Origin of the sequence: Methanolobus chelungpuianus (assembly GCF_024500045.1) — an archaeon.
GTDB classification, from domain to species: Archaea; Halobacteriota; Methanosarcinia; order Methanosarcinales; family Methanosarcinaceae; genus Methanolobus; species Methanolobus chelungpuianus.
In genome coordinates this window covers 17,660-41,190 of the sequence record NZ_JTEO01000001.1, presented here as the reverse complement: position 1 = coordinate 41,190, position 23,531 = coordinate 17,660, and the positions used below count along the sequence as shown (strand labels likewise).

Here is a 23,531-nt window from a genome sequence, read left to right as displayed (position 1 = left end):
AGGAAAGAACTCAAGACATAATTGCCAATAGATAATTGCTTATACCAGTCTTGCCAAGAACCAGAGATGGATTCCGGGTTCAAAGATTCCCTTATTGCGACATTGAGAGAGGAACTTGAGGCTGCAAAGACAACAGATAAGGAGAAGGTTGCTGCAGAGGTACGCACTATTGGCTTTTCCTGCCTCATGTGCGGCAGATGCTGCCGCAGGGAGCAGGGGGACAATTCGGTCATAGTTAGCCCTGCCGAGATACAAAGGATATGCAGATACACAGGCCTTGAGCACGGCTCTGTTACCAAGCCCCCACAATCTGAGTCTGATATTCCGGATCTGCTAGCTGAAAAAGGAAATACGGACCTTATAGATCCCCAGGGCAACATCCACACCTTCGGCTGGGAGCTGTCCCGCCGGGAGAACGGGGACTGCGTTTTCATGCAGGAGAAAAGGGAAGGGAACAGATGCGCCATATACGACGCACGCCCCATGCTGTGCAGCACATATCCTTTCTACATGGAAGACGGAGAGCTGAAGGTGTCAGAATGTGAGGGACTTGGCGGAGAGACAGGTTTTGAAGAAAGCCTGGTCATGGCCGGAAAGGTCATTGAGAGGTATGTTGAAGAGATCAAGGAAACGATCCTGCTCTATGAGAACTACGGGGGTTTCCGGAAGGGACCTGAAAATATTAATAAGGCCATTGCGAATATACGGGAAGGTATTATTAACTATATAGTACATGACAGCACAGGCAGTCACAGAACTACCCTCAGGATAGTAAGCGATCACAACATCAAGGATTAAATCACAGACTGATCAATATGTCCACCAACACCGACCAAGCAATGACGATCTCTGAGAAGATCTTTTCCAAGGCTTCCGGGAAAACGGTAAAAGCCGGCGAATTCGTAATGGCCAACATAGACAGGGCAATGACCCATGATATCACAGGACCCCTTGCTGTGGAAGGGTTTTATGAGATCATGCGGGACAAGGAAGAGAAAAAGGTCTGGGACCCCAGCAAGATAGTGATCCTCTTTGACCACCAGGTGCCTGCAGATTCCCTTAACGCTGCTGCGAATCACATAATGCTCAGGAAATTCGCAAAGGAGCAGGGCATCATCAATTATGACGTTTATGAGGGCGTGTGTCACCAGGTCATGCCCGAGAAGGGACATGTTAAGCCCGGAGACCTTGTAGTCGGTTCCGATTCACACACCTGCGCCTACGGCGCACTTGGCGCATTCTCCACAGGCATAGGCTCGACTGATATGGCTGCGGTCTTTGCTTCCGGCAAGCTCTGGTTCAAGGTTCCCGAGACCATCAGGTTCGAGGTCAACGGGAAGCTTCCGAAGCATGTGTATTCCAAGGATGTCATCCTCCACCTGATAGGCGACGTAGGCGCCGAGGGAGCAAGGTACAAGGCTGCAGAATATGCAGGCTCAACTGTCAGGGATATGCCGATGTCCGAGCGTATGACAGTGTCCAACATGGCTATCGAGATGGGAGGCAAGGCAGGCATAATAGAAGCTGACAAGGTGACAGAGAAGTACCTGCAGGAACGCATCCCCGGATTCAAACTGGACCCCTACTGGAAGTCAGACAAGGATGCAGTATTCTCTGAGAGAAGGGAGTACGATGTAAGCAATCTCGAACCCCAGGTTGCCTGCCCCCACAACGTGGACAACGTTAAACCTGTAAGCGAGGTGGAAGGCATCAAGGTTGACCAGGTCTTTGTAGGATCATGTACAAATGGCAGGTTCGAGGATATAGAGATAGTTGCCAGGATGATGGGTGACGAGCCCGTTGCAAAAGGAGTAAGGCTGCTTATAATACCCGCCTCCAGGACCGAGTATATGAAGGTGCTCAGGGCAGGCTATATCGAGCAGTTCATGGAAGCCGGCGCAATGGTGGAATCACCCTGCTGCGGACCATGCATGGGAGGCTCCTTCGGGCTTCTCGGAGATGGCGAGGTGGGCCTGGCTACATCCAACAGGAACTTCAAGGGAAGGGAAGGAAGCCCGCAGTCATTCGTCTATCTCAGCTCCCCTGCAACGGCTGCAGCCTCCGCACTTACCGGAGAGATCACTGATCCGAGAAAGATATAAGCACACTGTGCTCTGCCTTTTTTGGAGAATTATACCAAAACAAATATATGAGAAAATTCATATGATAGTTTCAGACGTTGGGATACCAACACACTCCCGTCATATTGTGATGGATTACACCAACGTCGCCATATTATTTTGATGTGAGTGAACATGCCTGATGCCGACCTTTCCATTCTCAATGAGATCTACACAGTCATACTTGAACGTAAGAACACGCCGGCTGATAACTCCTATGTCTGCTCCCTGCTGAATCACAGGAAGGGCATTAACAAGATACTGGAGAAAGTGGGAGAAGAATCCATCGAAACCATACTGGCAGTCAGGAACGACAATAGGGAAGAGATAATCTCGGAGTCGGCCGACCTGCTCTTCCATCTGCTGGTGATGCTTGCAGCAAAGGACATCTCCCTTGAGGAGATTGCTGAAGAGTTCAAAAAGCGCAGGAAATAAGAAATAACTGGAAGAAGTAACAAAAGAGATACCAGTTTTACCGATATCTCCTGTTTCTGTCAGTATATTGTCAATTCGTGGAATACATCCTTCTTTGACAGGACGCCTCGGGGAACCCCCTCGAAAGATACCAGCAGGAAGCCTATGTTATGCTTGTCGAATATCTTAACGGCATCATACAGGGAAGTCTCGGCATCCACTGCGATAAGCTCCTTTGTCATGATGTCCTTGACCCTTGCGGTCATCTTGCCACTTGCCACGGCATCCCCTATATCAGTTAAAGTAACTATCCCAACTATTTCCCCGTTATCTTTCACAGGTGCGCCGTGAATACCGTGATCTACGAGCAATCTTGCAGTTTCCTGTATACTGGCACCTATATTGATGGAAATGATATTCATGCGGGCATAGTTCTTTACAGGTTTCTTGGGAAGGGAGATCATCTCGCTTATACAGAAGACCAAGGTGTTCTGCGTATCGTCACGACCCACCACTTGCCCGCTTATCACCAACTTATTCACAGGCGTCGGGCCCACCTGCACCTTATCACCCTGTTCAAAGCTTTTTATGCTGCCAAGTACCTTTATGTTACCGTGGCACATGTCAGGATGCCTGACAGTGGTGAAACTTATCTCAGCCACAGTTGCGCCATCCACCAGCTTGTCATTCCTGAAGAGAGGCACCACCGCTTCATGGTCCATAGCCGTTATGCTGAGAGCCTCGTAGGCATCGCCGGTAGCCTTGTATCCCCCTTTGGGACCCGGGACACCTTCGACAAGCCCAAGCACTTTCAGGGATTGCATCTGGTTTCTTACAGTACCTGGATTGCGGTTTATGAGTTCGGCGATCTCTTCGCCCTTTACAGCACGATCTTTCTCTCTCTGAAGATTAATTAACGCGATCAGAATGTCTTTTTGGATAGGAGCCAGCTCCATTAAATCACCGTTCCCTGAATAATAATACATACTCAAAAGGGATATATATATTTGTAGTATATCAGATAGATATTATTGAAGAATATATTTTTTCAGGGGAGGAACACTAATTTATATGTAAAGGTGATTACCCCTGAGCAGGTAAAGAGATTATGATATTTGAAAAAATCCACACTGTCCCTACATCTGATGAACTCGTGGACAAGGCATTCAGGAGAGCCACCCGTGCAATGTCCGGAAAGACGATCACCGGAAGGGAGACAGCACTCAAGGCTAACGAGTCAATGATACTGACCGCGGCCAACATACTTACCGATAACCTCTCAAATGCAGTGCGCCGCTTCCCCAGCTTCGACAGGGTCCAGCCCTTCTATTACGAGCTGGCAGACATACTTGTAGGTGTCGATGACCTTAGGAAGGCCCTGGGCAGGATCGAGTGGGCAAGCGCCAAGATACATGACGTGGCCAGGGACCATGTAGGAAAGATGCGCCGCTCAAAAGACCCCATTATGGTAAGGAAGCAGGCCTTTGGCCGCATGGGCTCCATTATGAAGTCCATTGATAAGGAACTGCTGCTGCTCAATGAGGCGCGCAACAAGCTCAGGAAGCTGCCTGCAGTACATGATGAACCCACAATCGTCGTCGCAGGCTATCCCAACATCGGCAAATCCAGTTTCGTATCAAAGGCTACCGGGGCGACACCGGAGATTGCACCATACCCCTTCACAACAAAAGGCGTGTCCATAGGGCACTTCATGATAGGCAATGAAAGGTACCAGGTGATGGATACCCCGGGACTGCTGGACAGGCCCATGTCCGAGCGAAATGAGATTGAGCTGCAGGCCATCTCTGCGCTGAAGCATCTCAAGGCCGTCGTCCTGTTCATAATCGACCCCACTGAGACCTGCGGATACGAGATCAAGGACCAGGAGAACATGCTCAGAGAGGTCAGGCAGCAGTTCCCGCTACCCATACTGGTAGTTGCGAACAAGTCCGATCTTCCGCAGTTCAGGGAACTGGATTTCGTCGACATGAAAATGTCCACGATGACAGGGGAGGGCATCCCTGCGGTCATGGACAGGCTTGTGAAAATGATAGAGGAAAATAAGAACAAAGAGAAGGAAACAGAGTAATCCCTGTTTCTTTCAAAGGACCTTTTCCATAATCTCAAGAGCTCTCTTTATCTGTGCCTGGGACGTGGCATAGGACAGGCGCATGTGACCTTCCCCCCCGCTCCCGAAGGCAGTTCCCGGCACAACGACAACACCGTTGGAGATGCATTTCCGCACGACTTCCAGATAGTCATCGACTTCAGGAAATGCGTAGAATGCACCCTTGGGCGGATCGCACTTTATGCCAAGGGAGTTCAGGCCTTTAACGATCAGGTCCCTGCGCTGCCTGAACTCCTCGCGCATTTGCACGACAGGCTCTATGGGACCGTTCAGTGCTGCAAGGGCTGCCTTCTGGGCAATGGAGTTGGCGCATGCCTGTACATACTGATGCACCTTTATCATCTGGTCAACATACTGCTGCCTTGCTGCAATATAGCCAAGCCTCCAGCCGGTCATGGAATATGTCTTGGACGTCGCATTGACGGTTATCACATTGTCCGAGTACCGGGCAGGGCTCACATGCTCCCCTTCATAGATGAAATGCTCATAGACCTCGTCCGAGATGAGAGTGATGCCATGGTCGTCGGCAATCTCTGCAAAGGCCTTCATGTCACTCCTGCTCTGCACGGCACCGGTCGGGTTTGCCGGAGAGTTGACGATGAACGCCTTTGTGCGCGGGGAGATCCTCTCCGCGATGTCCTCGGGCCTCAATGTGAGGTCGTCTGCAAGAGGAACTGGGGTCACCTTACCACCCATGAGCTCCACAAGGGCGTTATAGGAAACAAAACCAGGGTTTGCGATGAGCACCTCATCACCAGGGTCAACAAGGGAGGCAATAGCCAGTTCCAGAGCTTCAGATGCCCCGGAGGTAACAATTACCTCGTTGGGAGTTACACTGAAATTGTTCTCCCTCTCGAATTTGGAGCTTAGTGCCTGCCTGAGTTCAGGGATGCCCGCCCCGTGTGTATAACCGGTGAAACCCTCGTTAATGGCATCAACAGCTGCCTGCTTGATATGGGCAGGAGTATCAAAGTCCGGCTGCCCGAGTCCGAGATTGATGGCATTGGACCCTGCAGCTTCGAACATCTTCCTGATACCGGATATGTCGATGCTCAGCACCCTTTGTGCAAACCTGGGAGAAGTCATCGTATCCCTCTTATTCGATATTGGTGTGCTTGGACTTGAGGTCAGCTTCCGATGCGCCTGTGATGTAGATGAGTTCGGCGATAACGGCATCAAGGAACACGCTTGCAGAGGTTTCGAAGGACGTGCCAAGCGGAGTGAGGTACGTGTATTCACCGCGCATGTGGCGCTCCAGGTATCCTCCTGCATCGTCCTTGGTCCTTCCGGGAAGCACCACGACTACATCCGAAAGGTTACCCAGCTTTGAATCCTTGTTGGAGGTTATGGCTATGACCGTAGCCCCGATATCCTTGGCAACTTTCCCAAGGTCCGATACTGAGCGGGTCTGGCCTGAACCGGATATGGCAACGATGGTGTCCTCAGTGCTGACTGCCGGTGTTGTTGTCTCACCGACCACGTGGGAAGAAAGGCCAAGGTGCATGAGCCTCATGGCAAAAGCACGACCAACAAGTCCGGATCTTCCCGCACCCAGGACGAAGATACGTCTTGCCTTCAGGATGGCTGAAAGCATCTGCTTTATGGAATCGTCATCGAGTTCCTGTGCGACCCTTTCAAGATGGTGGGCCATAAGGAGTATAGAAGATTTAAGATGATAACATTCTGTACATTCGGGAGTGTTTGCATCTGCCATAATAGGGAACCTCATATCAAGCTGATTAATAATCGTAATTCTTATCTTTTACATCTTCCTTATAGTTGATGTTTTTTATCTTCCAGCCTTCAATGCCGCTGAGCTCTTCATACAAACGCATGATGTCAGAGTCATCTCCGGTCCAGTAGCAGTCCACGACGATGTCCTCCTTCTTAAGTCCTCTGCTTATGTAGCCTGCAAGGGCGAACAAGGCCTTCTTGCTGGAAAAAGGAATATTGAATGTGGTCCTGTAACCTTCTTTTGTCCTTGCATAGGATACAAGCACATACCCGTTGCTCTCATAATACGTGATCTCATCGAAATCACATATCACCTCGAGCTCATGAACGGTTGACTGGTCTATCCCGGACATTCCAAGAAGTATCTGGCCTATCACCAGATCGGGCACCTGACGCCCGAACCATATGGAGATCTTACCATAGGTACATACCACATTCACGTCATCTCTCCCCATTTCAAAGGAAGAGAGGGAAAGATGAGGAGATATCAGGGGTTCTTTGTCATCTTTTATTCGCATTAAGGTTCACGCAATCACTTCTGTGTCGAGATGAGAGCACTTATCATATTGCGGTCCTTCCTGAGAGTCTTCAACTGGTCCGCAGGCCCGATCACCGTCATTCTTGTCTTGAGGGTGTTCTTCTTTAAGAGCCTTCCGAAAATTGACGTATCCACTTCACCGGGATAACTTTCCATCTCTATACCGGAAAAACCGTCAGGTTCGATAAGTGTCATGGTCATCTCAATGAGACTTGCTTCCTCCTCCGGGCTTAAACCCTTTTCAAGGACAAGAATCTTACCCTCCTTCACCTCATCGATAATGAACCTGACCTTTTCCACAGGGGTCATTTCAGCGAGCCTGTGCTCTGAGACCAAATCCATCTGAAAACCCTGCATTATACTCACCCAAACCTCTTTGCGATCTCTTCGTATAAAGTATCTATGTTCTTACCTTCCAGGGCAGATATGGACACCATTGGGTGCTGCGGGAAGGCATCCCTGATCGTCGAGGGGGAGGCTTCAGGCAGGTCCACTTTATTAGCTACTATAAGGAGAGGAAGACTACGGGCTTCCATGTTGCCTATAACTGTTACATTGACCTGCGTGAAGGGGTCTTCTGTCGCATCCATCACAAGGATCACACCATCAAGGTTATCGAGCCACTTGACAGCCTCGATCACACCTTCAGTAGCCTCTTTTGCACGCCTTTTGGACTCGTTCTCGTCCAGACCCTGTTCCATGAACTCGTGGAAGTCTATCTTTGTGGCAAGTCCCGGAGTGTCGATGATATCAAGGGTGATAGAACCTCCGTTGGTTTTTATGGTCACACCCTCCCTGCGCCTTGCACGTCTTGTCTCGTGGGCGATATGTGATACAGAACCCATAGCATCTCCTGTCCAGTCCCTGAGAATCCTGTTTGCAAGGGTGGTTTTACCGGCATTCGGGGGTCCGTATATACCAATACGCGCGTTCTGTTTTTTGAACAGCTTCTTAAAGAGGTCTGCAAAATTCCTTTTTATTTTTCTTATTACGCCCATTCATTCCCTCCATGAGGCGAATTAACTGATCTTTTGAATGTTATTCTAGTATAAACGATCACTGGAATATAATTGTTATTATATGACTCTAGTAATAATAGTTACCAGATATCGGGACATAGTTATTTCTGCCGTGCCATTGCTGAATTTATGGCAATCTCCGCAACATTGGCACCATAATCAGCGGTCCTGTCAATACTGTCGACAACGGTTCCCAGAGCGACAATTGACTCGTGGGATTCTATCCTCAGGCTGGCCTCGTAGAGGTGCGTGAGCAAGGGTTCCATCTTTGCGACCCTCTCGATAACCTGGTTGGCAAGATCCACATCAAAATTATATAGAGAATCTATAGCATCCTCAACTATCTTCCTGGAGAGGTCGCTTGTCCTTTCTATCATGTCCATTACATCATCAGGTATAGGCTGCTTCAGTAAGAAAGTCACTCTGGCGATCTTACGGGCATGATCAGCAATGCGCTCTATAGGGCCTGCCGCCATCCTCAGGTCGTGGTATTCATCTATTGAAGCATCAGCAGCATCCGGGAGCTTTGCCCCCCTGAGCACCGCACGATACTGTTTTGCTGTCAGGAGGAATAAGCGGTCAACATCATCATCCCTGTGATCAACATCCAGAGCCAGATCAGTATCAAGGGTCCTGATCGCCTTTACTGCGTCCATATGCATGGAATTCGATATAAGGAACATCCGGCGTACACTTTTTTTTATCGAGATCTCATCGGGATTGAGCAGATCCTGAATGACCACTTTCTTTGCGGTCTCCTCTATTATCTCCGGGCCGATAAGCTTGTAGCACATCTCCCGGATTATGTTCTTCTGGTCCGCAAGGATGCGATCAGCTTTAATCTCGATGATGTCAGAACCTACAAGATACGCAGCTATTATGTCCCTTTTGAGGATATCGCCCATCCTTCCGGTAACATCTATCTGACATTTCTTTACAGGAGGAGCATCATGTATCGGGTCGATGATAAGTTTCCCATCCGGCTGGGGATATAAACTGAGCCTGCTGCCGGTCTTGATACCGACCTTATCCGCCCATGTCTTGGGAAGGGAAATAATATATGTGGAGCCACCCGTTTGCTGAACTTTTCTTGTTTCTATTATAATCCCTCTAACGGCCTTGTTTTTGACGAATATATAGAACATCTAGTAGTATATATAGGTGCTCTTTTGATGGGGAGAACAATATATAATAGAAGATAATATTATATTTCATGGCCCATATAAAAATCCAGCCGCAAGAAATACCACTAATGAGGAAACTGCTGCCAGTGACATGCCTCGCTGTCCCATGGGAACTCTATTTCTATACAAGCAGCTACTCAAGCGGATGGGGTATCAAGCTGTCATTGCTGTACGCTAATTTTGATAGCCAGTATGGCACCCTTTTCGTAAATGTTATCCGGCAACTGTCCATGCTATCCTATGGAGGGTTTTTACCTTCGTTAAGGACCGGTGCATGGTTCCTGGCATCGATGCTTTGCATCATCCTTGTCTTTTACGAACTCAGCAGGGACCAGCTGGAATTCAGGATCAGGACCGGTACTACAGGGGTGATGCTCATTGTATGCGCTGTGCTCACATTGGTAAGTTCCCTGGCCGTCTGGAACAGTTCCTTTATGACAGTACCCATAGCACCTGCGTTCTTTGGACTTGCAGGTTACTTCCTCTTGAGTGCGGAACGGTCGAGTTCAGAAGGACCTGCCCAAGCAGAGAATGATCAATCCCCGGCAGAATGAAGTATCCCTCAGCAAGGAATACTGTACTCACGATCCCCGATCATGATGTCAATATCACCCATTCCGGGGCCTCTTCCGGAGAGAATTATAAGGGCAATGGATCTCCAGGGAATAAAGATGATTATCCCTCCATTAAAACCGCATTTAAAATTAACGGTCTCTCTGACCCCGGACAGGAGATTGTCAGAAAAACGTGCAATGTCAACAGTTTCATTGAAGTAGATATACTTGAATACGATTTCCAGCATTGACTGAAAGCGGGCCGGATAATTGACATCGGACATTTCATCTGTCCCGGAGATGCGCAGGCTAAGACCCCTTGAGTCAAACCAGTAGCAGGATTCGTTACTTTCACTAAAGTAGACCGGACTGCAACCAAGGCTCGATAAAGTACCATACAGAGAATCGTGCTCCATTCTTCCATCACCGAAGCCATAGAGAGGGATTTTACAGCCACATTCGTTATTCAACATAAAGCCCCAATATCACAGATATATCATTCTCTCAGTCAGATACCTGAGAGCGGCATGATAAGATTATGCAATTCGTTAGTTGTTATTTGACGTATATATATTAACCTTGGACTAAGATTAGTATGGTCATATAATATAGACTGGAAATATACGGAGATATTCTGGGAAACAGGTGCATCTGAGAGGATTTATATATAACAACCCATATTTATTATACCGTTAAACAAGAAGCCAGCATCAAAAAATGAAAAGCCTTCAAAGCTTTATGAAAAAGTACGTATTCTGGATGTTTTGGGTTTCAATAGCAAGCAAACTTTAGTTCAATAGTATAACATTATAGTAGGAAAATAATATTGCCCTGTTACTGAACATTTAGTATTATGAGTTCTAACAGTACAATAAAATTACCAGGATTTGCATTCAGGAAGTACGAACAAAACAATATTCTCTTCAGCCCCAGCTTATTGGCAACCTTCAGTCTGCTGAGAAGTTCGGTACTTGTATCGATTTCAGGCGCGTTGCGCATATACATTGCCTATCTCCTAATACAGGCACAACATATCGTTCTACATTGCATCGCCGGGGGCTTGATAATATACTCGGTCTACACCCTGGACAGGGCAATGGATTGTGAGGAAGATGCCGTCAACAGGACAGAACTAAAAGGTGCTTCTAAAAAGTTTACGCTCTTCATATGCCTGGTGTGTTTTGTTGTGGGGGCAGCGATCCTTGCCAGGGCAGGAATGATCACTATCGCTTTTCTTCCGCTTGTGACCGGCTACCTGTATACTAAAGGACTTAAACTGGGAAAGCTCAGGCTTAAGCTCAAGGGCGGCATGGGAATAAAGAACACTGTAGTGGGACTTACGTGGGGAGCATTCATAGCCGGGATCGCGGGTCATAGCGAGCAGGCCTCTCTTGCCACTTTGATAGTATTCCTCTTCTTCGGCATGAAACTCTTTGTCAATTCCACCATCTATGATTTTAAAGATCTCAGGGGCGACATGCTTGCAGGGATAAACACACTCCCGGTAAGCCTTGGAGAAAGCAGGACCAGAGCATTACTATTCTGCATGCACCTGGTATCACATGCTATACTGCTGCTTTTCCTGCTGAAAGGGATAATAGGCTTTGAGCCGGTCATACTGTTCTATAGCCTCCTTGCAGGAATTGTGAGCATCCACAATTTTACATATCCCGTGGATATAGAGAGCAGTGAGCGAAGAGCAAAACGCCTGTTCGTGGTGGACGGGGAATCAAGCTCCATAGTAGGCCTCAGAACCATCGGCAGCATGCTGGCATGAATATACTCAAATGGAGGTGATCTTGCGGGACATACCTTTATAGTACTCGAAAAGATCATTTCCCCATTTAAGTGCAGACTCGTCATAGCCCACCATGTCGTTACGGGGGTCATAGGATCCGTTGGCATAGAACAAAGAGAGTGAGAAGAAATAGTCCGTAACCACAAAAGCAACCCGGGCGTCTTCGATGATGTAAAGTTCCGAACAGGGAGAGTCCAAGAATACCTGCAGTTTGTCCCTGTGTTCAGATATTACCTTCGAAAATACCTTTTCTGTCAATACCAGTTCTGCAGGTATCCTGTCCTTGGCGAGGTCAACAAAAAAATCAGGATAGCTCGGGATAAATATGGTGGAGACACCTTTTAAGGTAGTTGATTTAATAATATTCTGCTGGAATATCTTATGAGATTCATAAATGTTCTCGAGCGGGTCCGCAATCACTTCGCACTCATATAGGTCTGCCATTCTTTCGAGCATAAAAAGCGGGATGTCATCCACAAGGTGTTCCGACCAGAAAGACTCATTCTTCTCTATGGTCTCCAGTATATCCAGGAACGGCTTATAATGTTTAGCTATTGCCTTCCCTATGGATGTTATGTGATAATGTTTATCGACCCGCTGGATTAGGTTAGCCGCTTCCATTTCCTTGATTCGGGGAGAGATCTCAGGGGAAGACACGTTGAAGTGGTCCCTTATTTCCGAGAGAGTGCTCGGAGCCCGCTCAAGCAGGAATAGAATGTCCTTCCTTTTTTCAGAAAAGGTCAATATGCTCAGCAATCCTTTTGATTTCACTGCAATCACGCTGTATTTTCAAGGAAATATAGGTTTGGGGATCAGGGGGAGAATCCTGTATAATCCTGTATTAAACCATCTACGTTTAATTATTTATAAATGTTGTCGCCGTAAAAAAAATTACAGGACTTCTAGAGCCTCCTTTTGCAGACAAAGTACTATTTTAAAATTATTTTCTTTTTAAAAAAGAATATAAAGATCCTGCAGAGCTCCGTATAAGTGCCTCTGCAGGCATCGGTGAATATATATCAATGCAGGAAATGCCTCATCCCGGTGAACACCATGGATACACCAAGCCTGTCAGCAGTGGCGATCACTTCATTATCCCTTATGGAGCCGCCTGGCGAGAGGATGAACATTATGCCGCTCTCAGCAGCGTGGACTATGCTGTCATCAAAGGGGAAGAAGGCGTCTGAGGCCATCACACACTTTGAGAGTACCTGCCTGCAGTAATCCTCAAAGGACATATCGACCTTTTCACGTTCATAGATAACAGCCAGATTCTCCCTTGCCTTGGTGGCTGCCAGTTTCCTGATGGAATCCACCCTGTTGGGCTGCCCGGCTCCCATGGCAAGCATCATATAGCATCCTTCATCATACTCGTAAGCCAGGGTCACTGCATTGGATTTAACGCACTTGCATGCATGCAGGCTGAACTCGGAAAGAGAGCGCAGTTCCTCAGGGAACGGGATCTTTGTAACGGTTTCCCACTTATCGTATATGCCGATATTGCGGGCCTGTTTCAGCATGCCGCCAATGATATATTTATAAGTGTCATCCACCGCAAACTCCTCGTTGAAACTGGGAAGCTCGAGCAGCCGTAGATTTGCGCTCTTGTTCCTCAGATATTCGAGCGCATCATGCTCAAAGCCCGGCGCAAGAATGATCTCGACGAATTTACCGTTAAGGAATTCTGCTGCCTTGAGATCGAACACAGTGTTAGTGCAGATAATGCTTCCGAAGGCGGATATGGGATCACCGTCCCAGGCTGCCTGAAGAGCCTGGAGAAGAGTGTTCCCTGTGGCCAGGCCGCAGGGATTGTTGTGCTTGACTATTGCAACAGCAGCTTTTCCATGCCCGAGCTCTTTCACGGTCTGAAGGGCATTGTCGGCGTCAATATAATTGTTATAGGAGAGCTCTTTACCGTGCAATTGTCTCGCGTTTGCAAGAGAGGGGCCGGACACTCCTACCTCTTTATAGAACTTTGCATCCTGATGCCAATTCTCGCCATACCTGAGGGTCACACCTTCGTTGAAGCTCATGCGCAGGACTTCCTCGCCAAGGAGCTCCTTGCTGAGATAAGTGTCTATGGTCGCATCGTAATCTGCAGTATGCCTGAAGGCTTTTACTGCCAGCTGCTCACGTGTTTTCTGAGAGACCACCCCGCTTGAACGCAGTTCCTTGAGCACATGCCCGTAATCCTCCGGGTCGCAGATAACGGTCACTGAGCGATAGTTCTTGGCGGCCGAGCGCAGCATTGCAGGTCCGCCTATGTCGATGTTCTCTATGGCCTCCTCAAGCAGGACCCCTTCTTTTGAGACCGTGACCTCAAAGGGGTAAAGGTTCACTGCAACCATATCTATGAGCTGCACATTCACCTTCTCTGCCTCACCCATATGGTCATGGTCGTCACGGACGCACAGGATCCCGCCGTGTATCATCGGATGAAGGGTCTTTACCCTGCCACCCATCATTTCAGGAAAACCGGTAACCTCTGAAACGTCTGTAACAGTTATACCTGCATCACGCAGGATACGCGCAGTACCGCCAGTCGAAATGATCTGTACGTCGAGCTTTTCGAGACCCCGAGCAAAATCCACAATTCCGGTCTTGTCAGAAACGCTGAGCAGTGCCCTTTTTAGCAAAAAATCACCGTATGAGATTGGTGCCTATCCTGTATAAATATTCTGGTCAGTCATCTTCAAGCCAAATGGACTGAGCCACAAAAAAGAGTAGCAGGTCAGGGAGTGAACCTGACCACAGGACATACCTCTATGCACTTACCGCAGTGAGTACAGCCTTCTCCTATGACAGCTGCTCCCCTGAGCACCCTTATCTTACCATGAGGGCATTTTCCCACGCATACTCCGCAGCCACTGCAGAGCAGTGCTCTTCTGACCGAGAGCTCTACATTGTGCATCAGAGACCGTGCCTTCCTATCAGTGTCACTGCGGGCTGTCACCGTTCCCGAGGCAAAGACCTGCGCCCTGTCCTCGCCGTGGAGCAGCGAAACGACGCCTTCCATATATGATGCACTTCCGACTGCCTCAAGCATGGACGTAGCCTCCAGTTTCTCAAGATCGATAGCAGTATTGAAATTACCCTCTGCCGAGACGCCACCCTGTTTACATGGCCTGTACCCGGAAGTGACAGTAAAGTTCAGCACTGCGGGAACATCGCTTCGGGGTATGAGACCTATACCTTTCCGGGATGCGATCTCCTTTAGCTGAGGTGGCAGTTTTTTCCATCTCCAGAGACCGTACTGCACCCATTCTTCCGAGAGACCCATGCCCTTTGCATAGGAAAGCAGGTAGTTGTTCAGCTTTCTCTCCATTTCGGGATGGGTATCCTTGAGCCTTATAAGGTCTGCCAGCGAGCAGGAGGGACAGAGCCAGCAGCCGATCCTGTCAAAACCCTTCTCGTAAAGAGGATTATAAGGCAGTTTGTTCTTGAACAGATACAGCCAGACATGCATCGCTGTCCAGTTCTGGATAGGAGCTGCAGCAACCTGGTTGCCTACCCAGGGATTCTTCCAGACGCTCTCGCTTTTTGCACGCGTATCGGATTCATACTTCCTCTGGCCTATGAACGTGAGGCATCCGTCCTCATAGTTCTCATCTATTATCTGTGTGATAGGACCCAGCTTGCAGACCTTGCAGCACCATCTGGCCTCCACGCTGGGAGGACCGAAGTTGACTATGGAATCCCAGAAAGCATTGCCAGAACTTATGGATCTGAGAGGCTTACCATACAGTCCTGCAACCTCAAGGGCATTCTGAACGGTCTCGGGGAACTCGATCCCCGTATCAGCGAACAGGAGCTCATAGTCATCCATACATTCGCTCACCAGGTGCAGTACCGCAAGGCTGTCCTTGCCTCCGGAATAGGACACTGTCACCGGCCTGTCCACAGAGGAAGCTACGTTGCGGATGAAGCTGCGAGAGCGCTCGGCAAAGTCCTCAAGATATCTCTCATTTGCTACGACGACATCATCCCAGGTCTGGCCGCCTGAAGGAACTGTTATATCTGCAGGGACTTCCTTGGTGCGCACCTTCACTGCCACACCCTTGCCCCTTTCAAGCATCCTGGCACCTGACATGCGGGCCCTGCCCGTTGCAAGCACCTTTCCGTCACGTGTGAGCACCACTACCTCATCGGTCTCCGTGATGTCGGGATCGGCATCAAAGACTCCCGGCGCGAGAACGCTGGCGCCCTCGAGAATGAACTTCTCGGCACCATGGTCTATGACCACCCATCCTTTCAGGGAAGAATGATCGGCGCTGTCAAATATGCGCCTGGCACCGGCAATTCTCAGGAGCAGCGTCCATTTGAGAGGTTCAAGCTCGAACCTGATGTTGCCCACAACCTCGCCATCAACGATGATCTCCTCCATCCGGTCATCATAGGGAGACTTGTTCAGCACAACTACGCGGTCCTCCGGTAAAAGAGGAGCATTGAACTGTCTTGTGGAAACTGAATTGATAAGGCCGATCTCATATCCGAATGCGGGCCTGATATCCCCCGGGGGCGTTATCGTCACCTGGCCTGCACCGGAGCCGCAGGAGCATTTCTTTCCAAGTACAGGTACATTACATGAGGGGCACCAATGAAGGAGCAGTTCACCAAGATAAAGAGGCTTTGACATCGTGCAACCTGATTTGTCAAGAATTAAATACTTTTTGGATACACCCGGAGCCTGAAAGGAGGATATCGAAATAGCTGCTGAAACCTCACACAGATTACACGGATTTACACAAATTCCACAGGGCGAGGATATCTAAAACGAATATTTCAAAATCCGTGTCTCCCAAAAGATATGTAAAAAGCATCCATCAGAATGGAAAAGAAAGCAGGCTTTTGAACCTGAGATCGAATGTGGTTTTTTAAAAGAACTTGGAGGCAAGGGAAGATTGCACATTGCACACAGGAGAATGTGCACAGTTCTCGCACAGGGCGCTTTCTTTCCGGTCAGGCATGGAGCCGTCCTTGATCCTGCGAACCTTGGGGAGCACGCTGAGCACCTGCCTGCGGTCGTCAGAACGTATGTTCATCCTGCGGATCACACCTTGTCTTGCATAGGTTGCAATACCAGTCTTTACAGGAGAAGCGCCGGCCTCTTCCAGCAGCATCGCAAGAGCTGCCAGATGCAGGCGGTCATTGGCCCAGAGACCATTATCAGGGCATCTGCCGGTCTTGATTATCAGCGGCGAAAGAGTGCCATCGATGTCAACAATGCCGGCAGGTATGCCACTGAGACCAAGCAGTTCAGAATGGAAAAGCGAGCCTGGCCTAAAGGACTCAAGCTGCCGCACCAGTCCTGTATCAGATTCAGTGCGTAAGAAGGAGAGGAGGTTGTCACTAATGTTCCTGAGACCAGACTGCAGATTCCCGGTAGCTTCCTCTATTATATCTGCCGGGACATCTGCCAGTTCCTCCGGATGTATGAACTTTATTTCCTCAGCCGTCCTGAACAGCAGTTCTTCCAGGGCCCTGAAAAGCTCTTCGTCTTTTGACGAATACGTTTTCAACAGTTCCGGGTAGGACAGACCCGTTTCCCTGAGGATCATATGCTCTACCTGGGGAAAAGAAAGTGTAGCGGATGCACGGCTATCCCTCTGGGCATAATATACTTTCCTCGGGCATGAGAAGTAGAGGACAAGTTCGGAAATATTGACATTGGTTTTATGCTTTTTAAGAAACATATTTTTATAGAAGATACAGAGCATAATATATATAATCAGATGATTTGATTCGGTATGGAAATAATGCTTTCGTCAATTGACGAAAGGGCATTCGTTAAATATATATGTGAATCTATCCTTAGGAAAGTGAAGCATGAAGGAAGAGGAATCGCATGGAATAATCCGCCAGCGTCTGGCAGAAAAGATGGCAGGCGAGATCACCTTGTCCGAAAAACCTGGTGAGGCATTAAAGAAATGGCGGTTAAACTTCGAGATTGCCCAAACAGACCTGTCCGGCTATCTGGGAGTATCACCTTCGGTTATCAGCGATTATGAGAGCGGCAGGAGGAAATCCCCGGGCACTCTCATAGTGAGCAGGATAGTCGAAGCTCTGCTTGAGATAGACGCGCAGCGGGGAGGGCAGAAGATTCATGCTTATGAGGGGATGCTTTTTACAGAGAAGACATCAAAGGCCATTTATGCCACATACGAGTACACTTTTCCAATTCAGGTGGCAAAGCTTGCAAGCCTTATAGAAGCCGATATAGTACACAAGGGTGTTGAGAAACCTTTGTACGGATTCACTGTGGTTGACAGCAGAAAAGCCATTCTGGAACTTTCCTCTCATGAGTTCCAGAAGCTATATGGATGGAGCACGGAGCGGGCAATGGTCTTTACCAAGGTGACCACCGGTAAATCGCCGATGGTGGCCATCAGGGTCACCAACCTTAAGCCTGGTGCCGTGGTCATGCACGGCCTTCGCGGAAGCGAGGTGCATATGATGGCGAAGAAAATGGCCGAGATAGACAGGATTCCCCTTCTTGCAACGACGATGGATATTGACGAAATGGTAGCGGCGCTGAAGAAATACAGCGAGTACCACGTTATGGAATAAATCAAATGGTGTAAAAATGAGCGTAGGGATAGTCTCATATGGTGCCTATATCCCCCGGTATAGGATAAAATTAGACGACATCGCCAAAGTATGGGGAGACGATGCGGAAATATTAAAGTCAGGATTAATGGTCTTCGAAAAATCATTTCCCGATGTGGATGAGGATACAGCCACCATCGCAGTGGAAGCTGCAAGGTCGGCAGTCAGGAGGGCAGGCATAGATGCGCAGAGAATAGGTGCTGTGTACACAGGCTCAGAGAGCCATCCCTACGCTGTGAAACCCACAAGTACGATAGTTGCAGAGGCTGTATGTGCCACACCTGTGCTGACTGCGGCGGATTTTGAGTTCGCATGCAAGGCAGGCACAGCCGCAGTCCAGACATGCATGGGCCTTGTTGCCTCGGGCATGATAGACCTCGGCATGGCAATAGGCTCGGATGTGGCCCAGGGAGCTCCCGGAGACGCGCTCGAATATACTGCAGCTGCAGGCGGTGTAGCCTTTATCATAGGAAGCAAGAAATCAGAGATCACAGCAGTCATTGAAGATACTTATTCCTTCACAACCGACACCCCTGACTTCTGGAGGCGTGAGGGCATGCCATACCCGGAACACGGAGGACGCTTCACAGGTGAGCCCGGATACTTCAAGCATGTGACCAACGCAGCAAAAGGGCTCATGGAAAAAATGAATACTAAGCCTGAAGATTATGATTTTGCCGTATTCCACCAGCCGAACGGGAAGTTCCCGTCACGTGCAGCCTCAATGCTGGGATTCAGCAAGGAGCAGATAAAGCCCGGACTTGTCGTCCCGAGGCTCGGTAACACCTACTCGGGCTCCTGTATGATGGGAATCGCAGCAACCCTGGACCAGGCAAAGCCCGGTGACCGTATATTTGCAACCGCCTTCGGATCAGGTGCAGGTGCTGACGCGTTCAGCATAACAGTTACCGACAGGATAGAAGAGATACGCAACAATGCACCCAAAGTAGAGGAACTTCTTGCAAACCCGGTATATGCGGATTATGCAAAGTATGCAAGGCACAAAGGAAAAATAAAGTTGGCTTGAGGTGTGAAGATGAGAGAAGTAGCGATCATTGGTGTGAAGAACACACTTTTCGGAGAGCAGTGGGACCGCTCGTTCAGGGACCTCGTTGTAGAGGCCGGTGTTGGCGCCGTAGAGGATGCAGGTGTTGCAGGAGAGAGGATAGACTCCATGTTCGTCGGGAACATGAGCGGTGGCCAGTTCGTTGAGCAGGAGCACATTGGAGCACTCATTGCAGACTACTCCGGCCTGGCAAAGAACCTGCACGTACCTTCCACACGTGTGGAAGCGGCGTGTGCTTCAGGCGGACTTGCACTGAGACAGGCTTTCTATTCAGTAGCTTCCGGAATGGATGACATAGTGATTGCAGCAGGCGTGGAAAAAATGACCGATGTGCCCTCATCCAAGGCATCATCAGCCCTGGCGGCAGCTGCTGACAGGGAATGGGAGGGCATCATGGGAGCCACTTTCCCTGGGCTGTACGCTATGATTGCAAGGATGCACATGCACAAATATGGCACTACAAGCGAACAACTTGCGCAGGTCGCTGTCAAGAACCACTACAACGGCCAGTTCAACCCCATAGCCCAGTACAGGAACACCATCACCGTGGATGCAGTACTAAGTTCTATAATGGTGGCAGATCCTCTGCGCATATTCGACTGTTCACCCATTACCGACGGTGCATCAGCCGTGATACTGGCACCTGCAGATGTTGCCCATGAGTACACGGACACCCCTATCTACATAAAAGCATCCGGACAGGCAAGCGATACAATCGCACTGCATGACCGCAGGGACATAACCACATTGGACGCTTCTGTGGTAGCAGGCAGGCGCGCCTATGAGATGGCGGGACTCGGGCCAAAGGATATAGACCTTGTTGAGGTACATGACTGTTTCACCATTGCGGAGATATGCGCCATTGAGGATCTTGGCTTCGTAAAGAAAGGTGAGGGCGGCAAGGCGACGCAGCAGGGAGAGACTGCCATAGGCGGCAGGATACCTGTGAACACTTCCGGTGGCCTGAAAGCATGCGGACACCCTGTGGGTGCAACAGGGATCAAGCAGGCCGTTGAGATAGTACAGCAGCTCCGCGGGGAGGCAGGCAAGCGTCAGGTGGACGGCGCAGAGGTTGGAATGACCCACAACGTGGGTGGTTCCGGTGCAACTGCAGTCGTACACATCTTCTCGAGGAACAGGTGATCACGATGTCAGTACCGAGATTTTGGAGAAAACAGATAGCCAGGTACAATCTTGTTGGTACATACTGCAAGACATGCAACGAATATTTCTACCCCCCGCGCAACGTATGCCCCACATGCAGGCGTGACGGGCAGATAGGCGAACATAAGTTCAACGGCAACGGTGAACTGGTTACCTATACCGTCATCCACACAGCAGCCGAGGGCTTCGAGGGACAGACCCCTTACGTGCTTGGCATCGTCCAGCTTGAAGAAGGACCGAGGCTCACAAGCCAGATAGTCGGCGATCCTAAGGAAATGCACATCGGCATGAAGGTCAGGCCCGTATTCAGGAGGCTGGGACAGAGCGGCGAACGTGGCATGATCTATTACGGTACAAAGTTCGTTCCTGCATAACATGATCGAAGTGGAAGTGAAGGTTCGTGCCGATCACCGGCAGGTAAGGAATAAGCTTAGGGAAATGGGCGCACGCCAGGTAGGTGTCGAGAAACAATCCGACACTTACTATAATGCCCCCCACAGGGACTTTGCAGAAACCGACGAGGCACTGAGGATACGCTGCGTGAACGGCACCTCCGTGCTCACATACAAGGGCAGGAAACTGGACACGGTGTCCAAGACCCGCGAGGAGTTCGAGACCGCCGTTGAGGGTGACGAAGCCCGCAGCATTCTCCTTTCCCTGGGGTTCAAGCAGTCAGGCCGTGTCCGCAAATCAAGAGACGTCTACAGATATAATGACTTCATAATCTGCCTGGATAAGGTGGAAGGTCTTGGCGAATTCGTAGAGATCGAGCTCATGGCTGAGTCCGAGCCCGGTTCGGATATTGAGCTCCACAGAAAGCGCATTTTTGACCTTTTCCTGGAACTGGGCATCCAGGAGAGCCAATCCATCCGGGAATCCTACCTTGAGATGATACTTGAAAAACAGGCAGACTAAGATTCTGCATAATCAGTCCCAATCTGCGTATATAATAAAAAATATTGACTAAAAAGTATTGACGGGAAATCCCCGTCAACTGTTTTTTGTGATCGGTTTTAACCAGCGTTTATCTTATACATGAGCCCGGTTCCATTTCCTTGTCCGCGGTCAGCAGGGCGACATTCTTACCCAGTTCGGCCGCAAGGATCATTCCCTGGGATTCGACGCCGCAGAGTTTCACGGGCTTGAGGTTGACAAGCACGTTAACGGTCTTGCCGACCATTTCCTCAGGCTTGTAGTACTCGGCAAGACCCGCAACCACCTGCCGTGGGGACTCGTCGCCGATATCCACCAAGACACGCAGGAGCTTGTTGGATTTCTTGATCTTCTCGGCAGAGACTATCTTTCCTATCCGGATGTCCAGTTTCGCGAAATCATCGTATTCTATAGGCGGCTTGTACTCCGCAAGAGGCTCCTTGCCTGACTCCTTTGCCATAGCGGCCTTCACTCGCTGGTTCAGGATCTTGTCCATTTCTGCGATCCTGTCATCCTCCACCTTGGTGAAAAGGATCTGGGGCATCTTCAGTAGAGTGCCTGCTCTCACCGGGACGAAGGCCTCATCATAGCTTGCGGAGTGCACATCAGTATCCATGCCTATCTGCACCCAGGCCTCTTCCATTTTACCAGGGAGTACAGGCTCAAAGAGCAGTATAAGGGCCTTTGCAATCTGCACGCAGTTCCTTATGACCTTTGCACATGCATCGCGGTCCTCTTTTATTAGCTTCCAGGGCTCATTGGACTGGAAATAGGAGTTGCCGTAGGAAGCCAGCGCCATTGCGGTATCTGCGGCCTTCTTGAACTCATACTCATCCGTGGCCCTTGAAACCTCATCAATAGTGGTCCTTATCTGTTCCATTATAGCCTGGTCGATATCCCCTTCCGGGACCTCCCCGAAGTTCTTGTATGCAAAGAGCAGGTTCCTGTACAGGAAATTGCCGAAGACTCCCACCAGCTCGGTGTTAATCTTGTCCTGGAAGATCTTCCATGAGAAGTTGACCTCCTTTGTGTGGGAGGTATAGCTCGCAAGGTAGTATCTCAGGAGGTCCGGGTGGAATCCCTGGTCAAGGTAGTCCTCCTCGACCCATACGACATAGCCACGGCTCTTTGAGAACTTCCTGTCCTCTATCTTGACCATGCCTGAGGCCACAACTGCAGAAGGCTGGCTGTAGTCTGCACCTTTGAGCATTGCAGGCCAGAAGATGCAGTGGTGGTAAATGATGTCGCCGCCAATGAAATGGACTATGGGACAGTCTCCTTTCCAGAACTTCTCCCAGTCGCCATTAGTAGCTTTTGCCCACTGCTCCGTAAATGCCATGTACCCGATGGGGGCATCCACCCATACGTAGACCACAAGGTCATCATGTCCCGGGAATTTTACACCCCATTCAAGGTTCCTGGTGATACACCAGTCGGTGAGCTCCTGCTTTACCCAGCCGATGGCGTAGTTCTTCGCATTGAGAGTCCCTCCGAGCTTGTCCAGATGCCCGAGCAGGAAATCCCTGAAGTCGGAAAGCCTGAAGAAGAAGTGCTCCTGTTTCCTGTATTCTGCAGGACCCTTGCAGATGGTACAGGCGGGTTCCTGAAGCTCTCCGGGTTCGAGGTGCTTGCCGCATCCCTGGTCGCATTCATCCCCGCGGGCCTCCTTGCCGCAGCCGGGACAGATGCCCTGTACATACCGGTCAGGCAGGAAACGGTCACATTTGGGGCAGTAGGCTATCTCGATGGTCTTCGGGTAGACATAACCCTTGTCTATAAGCCTGTTAACGATATCCAGCGTGCGGTTGTGGTTCTCGGGGTCGTCGGTAGTGCCGAAGGCATCGAACCTGACACCCATCTTCCGGAATACCTCCTCGAAGTGCACGTGATATTTCTGTACGAGCTCCTTTGGCGTGATACCCAGTTCCTCGGCATTGACCACAATGGGTGTGCCATGGGTGTCTGACCCGCATATGAAGACAGCTTCCCTGCCTCCTTTCTTAAGGGACCTCACATATATATCCGCAGGAATGTATGTACGCAGGTGCCCCACGTGGGCTTTCCCGTTGGCATAGGGAAGACCGCATGTGACAAGCACGGCTTTATCAGAAGGATTTGACATGTATTTTCTCCGTTATGGTAATGTTTCCGTTGTGTAATATCAGTGAATATATCTCATGTTCATTGCCTGCCAGTATAAAATATATTTCGCTTGCAAACTGCACAAGGTATTTCAATGTCCATACTCAATTTACATGCAGGATGGAAATTGC

24 protein-coding genes are annotated in these 23,531 nt (G+C 49.5%); 11 read left to right on the top strand and 13 right to left on the bottom strand.

The window, feature by feature from the left end; genetic code table 11:
- The first annotated feature begins 66 nt into the window (after positions 1-66).
- The 3 genes from PV02_RS00210 to hisE all read left to right on the top strand — a co-directional run bounded on the left by PV02_RS00210 (position 67) and on the right by hisE (position 2,555).
- Positions 67-798 (top strand): YkgJ family cysteine cluster protein, encoded by a 732-nt coding sequence (locus PV02_RS00210; RefSeq protein ID WP_256621282.1) that lies wholly within the window; start codon positions 67-69, stop codon positions 796-798.
- Between the two features lie 17 nt (positions 799-815).
- On the top strand, positions 816-2,102 hold the full coding sequence (locus PV02_RS00205) for a 3-isopropylmalate dehydratase large subunit (protein WP_256621281.1): 1,287 nt from the start codon (positions 816-818) through the stop codon (positions 2,100-2,102).
- 153 nt (positions 2,103-2,255) lie between these two features.
- Complete coding sequence (hisE, locus tag PV02_RS00200; protein WP_256621279.1) at positions 2,256-2,555, top strand: phosphoribosyl-ATP diphosphatase; 300 nt, start codon at positions 2,256-2,258, stop codon at positions 2,553-2,555.
- Between the two features lie 59 nt (positions 2,556-2,614).
- On the opposite strand, the gene PV02_RS00195 is transcribed toward hisE, so the two are convergent.
- On the bottom strand, positions 2,615-3,490 hold the full coding sequence (locus tag PV02_RS00195) for a CBS domain-containing protein (RefSeq protein WP_256621277.1): 876 nt from the start codon (positions 3,488-3,490) through the stop codon (positions 2,615-2,617).
- Positions 3,491-3,642: 152 nt separating this feature from the next.
- Between PV02_RS00195 and PV02_RS00190 the strand changes: the two genes are divergently transcribed.
- Positions 3,643-4,623 carry an NOG1 family protein gene (locus tag PV02_RS00190; RefSeq protein WP_256621274.1) on the top strand — a complete coding sequence of 327 codons (981 nt, stop codon included), beginning with the start codon at positions 3,643-3,645 and terminating at the stop codon, positions 4,621-4,623.
- Positions 4,624-4,635: 12 nt separating this feature from the next.
- Here the strand turns inward: PV02_RS00190 and PV02_RS00185 are convergent, their stop codons facing one another.
- From PV02_RS00185 to PV02_RS00160, 6 genes are all read right to left on the bottom strand, one after another.
- Positions 4,636-5,748: a pyridoxal phosphate-dependent aminotransferase gene (locus PV02_RS00185; RefSeq protein ID WP_256621273.1), complete on the bottom strand. Its 1,113-nt coding sequence runs from the start codon at positions 5,746-5,748 to the stop codon at positions 4,636-4,638.
- 10 nt (positions 5,749-5,758) lie between these two features.
- Positions 5,759-6,376 carry a 6-phospho-3-hexuloisomerase gene (gene hxlB, locus PV02_RS00180; protein ID WP_256621271.1) on the bottom strand — a complete coding sequence of 206 codons (618 nt, stop codon included), beginning with the start codon at positions 6,374-6,376 and terminating at the stop codon, positions 5,759-5,761.
- A gap of 25 nt (positions 6,377-6,401) precedes the next feature.
- Complete coding sequence (locus PV02_RS00175; RefSeq protein ID WP_256621270.1) at positions 6,402-6,914, bottom strand: hypothetical protein; 513 nt, start codon at positions 6,912-6,914, stop codon at positions 6,402-6,404.
- A 14-nt stretch (positions 6,915-6,928) separates the two neighbouring features.
- Positions 6,929-7,291 carry a DUF2073 domain-containing protein gene (locus PV02_RS00170; protein ID WP_256621269.1) on the bottom strand — a complete coding sequence of 121 codons (363 nt, stop codon included), beginning with the start codon at positions 7,289-7,291 and terminating at the stop codon, positions 6,929-6,931.
- 5 nt (positions 7,292-7,296) lie between these two features.
- On the bottom strand, positions 7,297-7,932 hold the full coding sequence (locus PV02_RS00165) for an Era-like GTP-binding protein (protein ID WP_256621268.1): 636 nt from the start codon (positions 7,930-7,932) through the stop codon (positions 7,297-7,299).
- Between the two features lie 122 nt (positions 7,933-8,054).
- Positions 8,055-9,098 (bottom strand): phosphate uptake regulator PhoU, encoded by a 1,044-nt coding sequence (locus PV02_RS00160; RefSeq protein ID WP_256621267.1) that lies wholly within the window; start codon positions 9,096-9,098, stop codon positions 8,055-8,057.
- Positions 9,099-9,205: 107 nt separating this feature from the next.
- On the opposite strand from PV02_RS00160, the gene PV02_RS00155 reads away from it, so the two are divergent.
- Positions 9,206-9,691 (top strand): hypothetical protein, encoded by a 486-nt coding sequence (locus PV02_RS00155; protein WP_256621266.1) that lies wholly within the window; start codon positions 9,206-9,208, stop codon positions 9,689-9,691.
- Positions 9,692-9,699: 8 nt separating this feature from the next.
- Here PV02_RS00155 and PV02_RS00150 read toward each other — a convergent pair whose 3' ends face one another.
- Entirely contained in the window at positions 9,700-10,164 is a 465-nt protein-coding gene (locus PV02_RS00150; protein ID WP_256621264.1) for a hypothetical protein, read from the bottom strand.
- Positions 10,165-10,544: 380 nt separating this feature from the next.
- Between PV02_RS00150 and PV02_RS00145 the strand changes: the two genes are divergently transcribed.
- Entirely contained in the window at positions 10,545-11,468 is a 924-nt protein-coding gene (locus tag PV02_RS00145; RefSeq protein WP_256621263.1) for a UbiA family prenyltransferase, read from the top strand.
- A gap of 6 nt (positions 11,469-11,474) precedes the next feature.
- Here PV02_RS00145 and PV02_RS00140 read toward each other — a convergent pair whose 3' ends face one another.
- The 4 genes from PV02_RS00140 to PV02_RS00125 all read right to left on the bottom strand — a co-directional run bounded on the left by PV02_RS00140 (position 11,475) and on the right by PV02_RS00125 (position 17,182).
- Positions 11,475-12,260, bottom strand: a complete 786-nt coding sequence (locus PV02_RS00140) for a helix-turn-helix transcriptional regulator (RefSeq protein ID WP_256621262.1) — start codon at positions 12,258-12,260, stop codon at positions 11,475-11,477.
- Between the two features lie 248 nt (positions 12,261-12,508).
- Positions 12,509-14,125 (bottom strand): bifunctional phosphoribosylaminoimidazolecarboxamide formyltransferase/IMP cyclohydrolase, encoded by a 1,617-nt coding sequence (purH, locus tag PV02_RS00135; RefSeq protein ID WP_256621261.1) that lies wholly within the window; start codon positions 14,123-14,125, stop codon positions 12,509-12,511.
- 95 nt (positions 14,126-14,220) lie between these two features.
- Positions 14,221-16,125: a phosphoadenosine phosphosulfate reductase domain-containing protein gene (locus tag PV02_RS00130; protein WP_256621260.1), complete on the bottom strand. Its 1,905-nt coding sequence runs from the start codon at positions 16,123-16,125 to the stop codon at positions 14,221-14,223.
- A 238-nt stretch (positions 16,126-16,363) separates the two neighbouring features.
- Positions 16,364-17,182: a Dna2/Cas4 domain-containing protein gene (locus PV02_RS00125; RefSeq protein WP_256621259.1), complete on the bottom strand. Its 819-nt coding sequence runs from the start codon at positions 17,180-17,182 to the stop codon at positions 16,364-16,366.
- A gap of 133 nt (positions 17,183-17,315) precedes the next feature.
- Between PV02_RS00125 and PV02_RS00120 the strand changes: the two genes are divergently transcribed.
- From PV02_RS00120 to cyaB, 5 genes are read left to right on the top strand one after another with little or no spacing between them, the layout of a single operon-like run.
- The gene (locus tag PV02_RS00120) at positions 17,316-18,056 is read left to right on the top strand and encodes a helix-turn-helix domain-containing protein (RefSeq protein ID WP_256621258.1); all 741 of its coding nucleotides are present in this window, start codon (positions 17,316-17,318) and stop codon (positions 18,054-18,056) included.
- A 16-nt stretch (positions 18,057-18,072) separates the two neighbouring features.
- Entirely contained in the window at positions 18,073-19,122 is a 1,050-nt protein-coding gene (locus tag PV02_RS00115) for a hydroxymethylglutaryl-CoA synthase (RefSeq protein WP_256621257.1), read from the top strand.
- 9 nt (positions 19,123-19,131) lie between these two features.
- Positions 19,132-20,304: an acetyl-CoA acetyltransferase gene (locus PV02_RS00110; protein ID WP_256621256.1), complete on the top strand. Its 1,173-nt coding sequence runs from the start codon at positions 19,132-19,134 to the stop codon at positions 20,302-20,304.
- Between the two features lie 5 nt (positions 20,305-20,309).
- On the top strand, positions 20,310-20,699 hold the full coding sequence (locus PV02_RS00105) for a Zn-ribbon domain-containing OB-fold protein (RefSeq protein WP_256621255.1): 390 nt from the start codon (positions 20,310-20,312) through the stop codon (positions 20,697-20,699).
- Between the two features lies 1 nt (position 20,700).
- Positions 20,701-21,240, top strand: a complete 540-nt coding sequence (cyaB, locus tag PV02_RS00100; protein ID WP_256621254.1) for a class IV adenylate cyclase — start codon at positions 20,701-20,703, stop codon at positions 21,238-21,240.
- A gap of 109 nt (positions 21,241-21,349) precedes the next feature.
- On the opposite strand, the gene metG is transcribed toward cyaB, so the two are convergent.
- On the bottom strand, positions 21,350-23,380 hold the full coding sequence (gene metG / locus PV02_RS00095) for a methionine--tRNA ligase (RefSeq protein ID WP_256621253.1): 2,031 nt from the start codon (positions 23,378-23,380) through the stop codon (positions 21,350-21,352).
- Positions 23,381-23,531 lie beyond the last annotated feature (151 nt).

Coding starts and splice junctions, on each gene's coding strand:
- PV02_RS00175 (WP_256621270.1), bottom strand. CDS start 6,914: ATGCGAATAAAAGATGACAAAGAACCCCTGATATCTCCTCATCTTTCC.
- PV02_RS00210 (WP_256621282.1), top strand. CDS start 67: ATGGATTCCGGGTTCAAAGATTCCCTTATTGCGACATTGAGAGAGGAA.
- PV02_RS00125 (WP_256621259.1), bottom strand. CDS start 17,182: ATGTTTCTTAAAAAGCATAAAACCAATGTCAATATTTCCGAACTTGTC.
- PV02_RS00160 (WP_256621267.1), bottom strand. CDS start 9,098: ATGTTCTATATATTCGTCAAAAACAAGGCCGTTAGAGGGATTATAATA.
- PV02_RS00155 (WP_256621266.1), top strand. CDS start 9,206: ATGAGGAAACTGCTGCCAGTGACATGCCTCGCTGTCCCATGGGAACTC.
- PV02_RS00170 (WP_256621269.1), bottom strand. CDS start 7,291: ATGCAGGGTTTTCAGATGGATTTGGTCTCAGAGCACAGGCTCGCTGAA.
- PV02_RS00105 (WP_256621255.1), top strand. CDS start 20,310: ATGTCAGTACCGAGATTTTGGAGAAAACAGATAGCCAGGTACAATCTT.
- PV02_RS00110 (WP_256621256.1), top strand. CDS start 19,132: ATGAGAGAAGTAGCGATCATTGGTGTGAAGAACACACTTTTCGGAGAG.
- hisE (WP_256621279.1), top strand. CDS start 2,256: ATGCCTGATGCCGACCTTTCCATTCTCAATGAGATCTACACAGTCATA.
- PV02_RS00115 (WP_256621257.1), top strand. CDS start 18,073: ATGAGCGTAGGGATAGTCTCATATGGTGCCTATATCCCCCGGTATAGG.
- PV02_RS00185 (WP_256621273.1), bottom strand. CDS start 5,748: ATGACTTCTCCCAGGTTTGCACAAAGGGTGCTGAGCATCGACATATCC.
- hxlB (WP_256621271.1), bottom strand. CDS start 6,376: ATGGCAGATGCAAACACTCCCGAATGTACAGAATGTTATCATCTTAAA.
- PV02_RS00150 (WP_256621264.1), bottom strand. CDS start 10,164: ATGTTGAATAACGAATGTGGCTGTAAAATCCCTCTCTATGGCTTCGGT.
- PV02_RS00205 (WP_256621281.1), top strand. CDS start 816: ATGTCCACCAACACCGACCAAGCAATGACGATCTCTGAGAAGATCTTT.
- PV02_RS00195 (WP_256621277.1), bottom strand. CDS start 3,490: ATGGAGCTGGCTCCTATCCAAAAAGACATTCTGATCGCGTTAATTAAT.
- PV02_RS00165 (WP_256621268.1), bottom strand. CDS start 7,932: ATGGGCGTAATAAGAAAAATAAAAAGGAATTTTGCAGACCTCTTTAAG.
- PV02_RS00120 (WP_256621258.1), top strand. CDS start 17,316: ATGAAGGAAGAGGAATCGCATGGAATAATCCGCCAGCGTCTGGCAGAA.
- PV02_RS00130 (WP_256621260.1), bottom strand. CDS start 16,125: ATGTCAAAGCCTCTTTATCTTGGTGAACTGCTCCTTCATTGGTGCCCC.
- cyaB (WP_256621254.1), top strand. CDS start 20,701: ATGATCGAAGTGGAAGTGAAGGTTCGTGCCGATCACCGGCAGGTAAGG.
- PV02_RS00145 (WP_256621263.1), top strand. CDS start 10,545: ATGAGTTCTAACAGTACAATAAAATTACCAGGATTTGCATTCAGGAAG.
- metG (WP_256621253.1), bottom strand. CDS start 23,380: ATGTCAAATCCTTCTGATAAAGCCGTGCTTGTCACATGCGGTCTTCCC.
- PV02_RS00190 (WP_256621274.1), top strand. CDS start 3,643: ATGATATTTGAAAAAATCCACACTGTCCCTACATCTGATGAACTCGTG.